The organism is Eubacterium sp. CAG:161 (genome assembly GCF_000432355.1).
Taxonomy (GTDB): Bacteria; Bacillota; Clostridia; order Lachnospirales; family Lachnospiraceae; genus Eubacterium_G; species Eubacterium_G segne.
Genome location: NZ_HF991874.1, coordinates 301,553 through 305,655, shown reverse-complemented (window position 1 = coordinate 305,655; position 4,103 = coordinate 301,553). Strand labels below are relative to the sequence as shown.

At 34.1% G+C, this 4,103-nt stretch carries 2 protein-coding genes and 1 pseudogene; all 3 read right to left on the bottom strand.

Translation table 11 applies throughout. The features are described 5' to 3' along the window. A pseudogene (locus tag Q5O30_RS11455) lies at positions 1-292 on the bottom strand (acetyl-CoA C-acyltransferase); the annotation flags it as partial. 278 nt (positions 293-570) lie between these two features. After that, a complete protein-coding gene (locus tag Q5O30_RS11450; protein WP_021953882.1) occupies positions 571-2,850 on the bottom strand; it encodes a transglutaminase family protein in 2,280 nt (759 codons plus the stop codon). A gap of 11 nt (positions 2,851-2,861) precedes the next feature. Then, positions 2,862-3,986: a DUF58 domain-containing protein gene (locus Q5O30_RS11445; RefSeq protein WP_021953881.1), complete on the bottom strand. Its 1,125-nt coding sequence runs from the start codon at positions 3,984-3,986 to the stop codon at positions 2,862-2,864. Positions 3,987-4,103: the final 117 nt, after the last annotated feature.

Below are 4,103 nucleotides of genomic sequence, written 5' to 3'. Positions count from 1 at the left end.
TATTTACACAGTTAAGACCTGAACCACAAACAACGTTTACTGTAACTGCCGGTGTTTCAATAGGAAGTCCTGCCTTAATTGAAGCCTGACGTGCTACGTTCTGTCCAAGACCTGCCTGGATAACGCATCCCATATATACGTGATCAACTGCTTCCTTAGGAACGCCTGCTCTCTTAAGAGCTTCCTCAATAACGATAGATCCTAAAACCGGTGCCGGAGTTGTGCTTAATGCTCCGCCCATTTTTCCGATTGCTGTACGGCATGCGCCTGCAATAACTACTTTCTTTGACATAATATAATCCTCCATAAAAATTTAATTTAATATAATAAATTACATCAATTTTAAAAATTACTCACACTCTTAAATAATATCATCAATTGAATTTAACCGCAATAAACATTTGAAATAACTCTGTTAATGTTTTGTGAAAAATATGTAACATATCTGATATTTCCAAGATTGTTATAATTTTAACAAATTCTATTTCCTTTGTCTAGTATCTTCAATAAAAAAAATGGCGAATTAACGCCATTTTTTCACTAAAACCAGTTAAGTTTTATTATTTTTAATTACATTGCCTTTATGAATTTAAAAATAAACTTTTTAACACCCTTTAAACTCTTTAACATATCGTTTCTAAATTTACGATAAAGCATGTACATTTTCCTCTTGTCCTCATCTGTAGCCCTGTCATTTGAAAACGCTGCTATAAGGGTTATGTCATATATCCATCGCCATTCTTCTTCTGAGAGCTGTGGAAACTGTTTTATCATTTTCTCTATTGCCTCTGTGGAATTGCCCTTATTTAAACCTGCTCCGAAGAAATTGCATATATTACAGATTTCCTTATAAGTGCTGCATATACTGTTTTTCCCTTTTATTTTCCGTATTTTACTGACTCTCTTAATTCTATGAGGCAAAACAAAAATAATGAATCCCGCCACCACACATATTATAAGTATGAAAATTACTTTTAACACCTTTATTACAGGCTTTAAACTTACATTTTCACTGTGAGATGTATTCTTATGACTTTCACTGTTTACAGTTTCCTTTGTGTTATCCGCCGAAGCCGTTGTACTTTCATTTGCGTGGGTTGTAGCTACCGCTGCAACTGTAGTTGCTTCCTGCTTTGTAGTATTGTTTTCCTGTTTTGATATTCTCGACGTGCTGTATCCCGGTGTATGTTCCCTTACCTGCCAGCCTTTAATATCATTAAATACCTCACACCATGCATGAGCCCCTTCATCAGTAACCGTAGCTGCAAATGTACCGTCATTTTGTTTGGTAAAACTTGAGGGATCAATAACGTATCCCTCAACATACCTTGCCGGTACGTCCTTCATTCTGTAAATCAACGTTGCCGCCGATGCAAAATGCACGCAAAATCCCGTTTTCCTGTTAAAAAGAAAATCCTCCACGAAATCCCTGCCATCTGTTGTTTTTCCCGGTGCTTTACTATATTGTAAATCACTAAACCATTCATTAATTGCCGTGGCAACACCTACTTCGTAATTACTGTCAATTTGATTACATCTAAGTTTTAATTCATCAAGCCCCTTAGGTTTTCCGATATATCTTACTTTTGTAAATTCACTATATTTGTACCAATAGGAAGATACATTGCTTAAATAGTCAAAATTATTACTTAAATCATTTCCATCGAAATATAAATATATATGTTGTTTTTTTCCATCACCTAAGGCACAGGTATCATAATCAGCACTTTCATCCTTTACTTCGGAAAAATACGGTGAATATCCATATTTGCCGGATGCCCCTAAAACATCAATAGTCATTTTCTGTTTTGCCAGGGATGTATAAGTTGAAAACTTATTATAGGGTTCATTTATTAACTTTTTAAACTGACTTTGTGTGTTATAAAATTCTTTTATATCCTTTACGGTATCTTTATCGGCACCTGTCCATTCCTTCCCGTTATAATCTATTCCTACAAAAGCTCTTAAATACACCGTTTTTGTAGGCTTCTTTGTAACCGTAACCTTTAATACCTTCTTCCCGGTAGCCCTGAATTCATTAATATTTTCTAACTTTCCTTTTCCAATTCCTGCTTTGGCATAGTTTCCGCTGCCTTCAAAAATGGAACTTAAGAAATCTCCCGGATTAATTTTATCAAAGTTCTTAATAGCCTCTGCTGTTTTCTTATAACTGTCCGTTTTTTTATACTTTTCCAACCTAGGTGAAATATTAAAAGCCAGAACCGACACCATCAGTAACACTGCCATGGTTGCTACAGCAGTGGTAATTACATTTTTTTCTCCCTGTTGACGGTATATTGTAAAATAAAATACTGCTGCAAAAATAAGTTCTAATGTACTCGAAACTGAAGGCAGATAACCTACTGCCGAATCTAAAATCACAGGTGCTAATACCAGTAGTAAAGCCACATACCGACAATTTTTTCCTATGATGATACTGTATAAAATAACTGCTATTAATAATTCCACCAATAGCAATATCACCACATTGTAAAGATAAGATGACTTATACTTTAAGCCTACATAATTGGTCTCATAGTAAAAATTCCAAAGTTTCAGAATTTTGTTTATATAAATTCCACTTCCTGCCCTGAAAAAATACAATCCACAAAGATACAAAACACCTATTATCACCATAGCTTTTCTGCTTTTTATCATCAGCATAAATAAAGCATATCCACCTATTGCGGCTGCTCCGCTGACTGATATTGTAATTATGGGTTTTATATCAAATTTAAACACTGAGGAAATTGCATCAAAAGAACATAACAGCACAAAGAATACTGCCAAAAGATACATAATGAAATTACTATTCTTTTTTTCAAGTTTAACAAATTCTATTCCCGCCATTTTATCCTACGCTATACGATAATATATGTCTCTTCGTAACATATTTTATCGCCCTTCTTTTTTACTTCTATTTCATTGCCATTTACAATCAGCCTTCCATCAGACTTTATTTCCACCATGGAGCTGAAATCATTTCTGTCGAAACGCTCATCAAACTGCATATCTGCTCTTTTTCTGTCATGATATGATTCTAAATAAAGCAGCCTGTTAAGAAGTTCGTATATATTTTCTTCATTTTCTACTCTCTTCCTAATAATTCTGTCATTTTTTTCCTCGTACCATGCAACCATATGAACACATTTTTGTTCTATTAATGAAAGAGATACCGAAGCAGCCATTTCAATGGCATTTACCGGCAGATTTTTTCTGCCATGTTTCCTGCCCCTTAGAGGCTTTACGGTATTGTTTCTAAACAAATCAATCCATATAAGAACCACACAGCCTAATGGTTTTCCGTGTTCCTTTATTAAAAGATTGTCAGTCTTGGCTGACAGTTTCCAGTGTATATCATGTATAGGATCACCTTCCACGTACTCCCTTATCTGATATATTTCAGATAAATCATCACCTTTTTCACTATCAGAATATACCTCTGAATCTGCAATAAATTCTCTGGTGGTTCTTTGTATCTCTGTCATTAAAAGATGGGTTTCCGGCAATATTTCTATCTTCTTAACATCATTTGTTTTCTTTTTTAAATAAAGGCAACCAATCCAGTCATATACATAATACTCCACTAAATATACGGAAATTTCACCACAGTCTGAGGATAAAAAGCTTTCACTGAAAGTTTCCTTTACTCCTCTTGTAACGGTATGATTAATTATTTCCTTTTTAACCTCACCGGTAAAATTATTTACCACCTTAATTTTAAAGCCACACCTTACACTTAACCACTTTGATTTATTTTTTACCTGAATTAATATTGGAATTTCACTGTTTTTTTCAGCAGAATACAAGCCTTTATCCAATGTAACCTGTATAAACCGTGATACAATACGAACATACACAATTGCCATAATATAATACATACATTCCATTAAAAGAACAATTCCTATTACATTCTCTGTAAAAAGAAAAAACATGCAAAGGGGTATTAAGGTAACCAAACTATAAATTAAACTTCTTTTAATCATACCTACCTTCTCATTGCAGGTTCAGGTACCTGTCTTAAAATTTCACATAAAACATCGTGTTTATTAATATGGCTTACCTTTGCCTTGGTACTCAGTCTCACTCTGTGAGTTGCAATA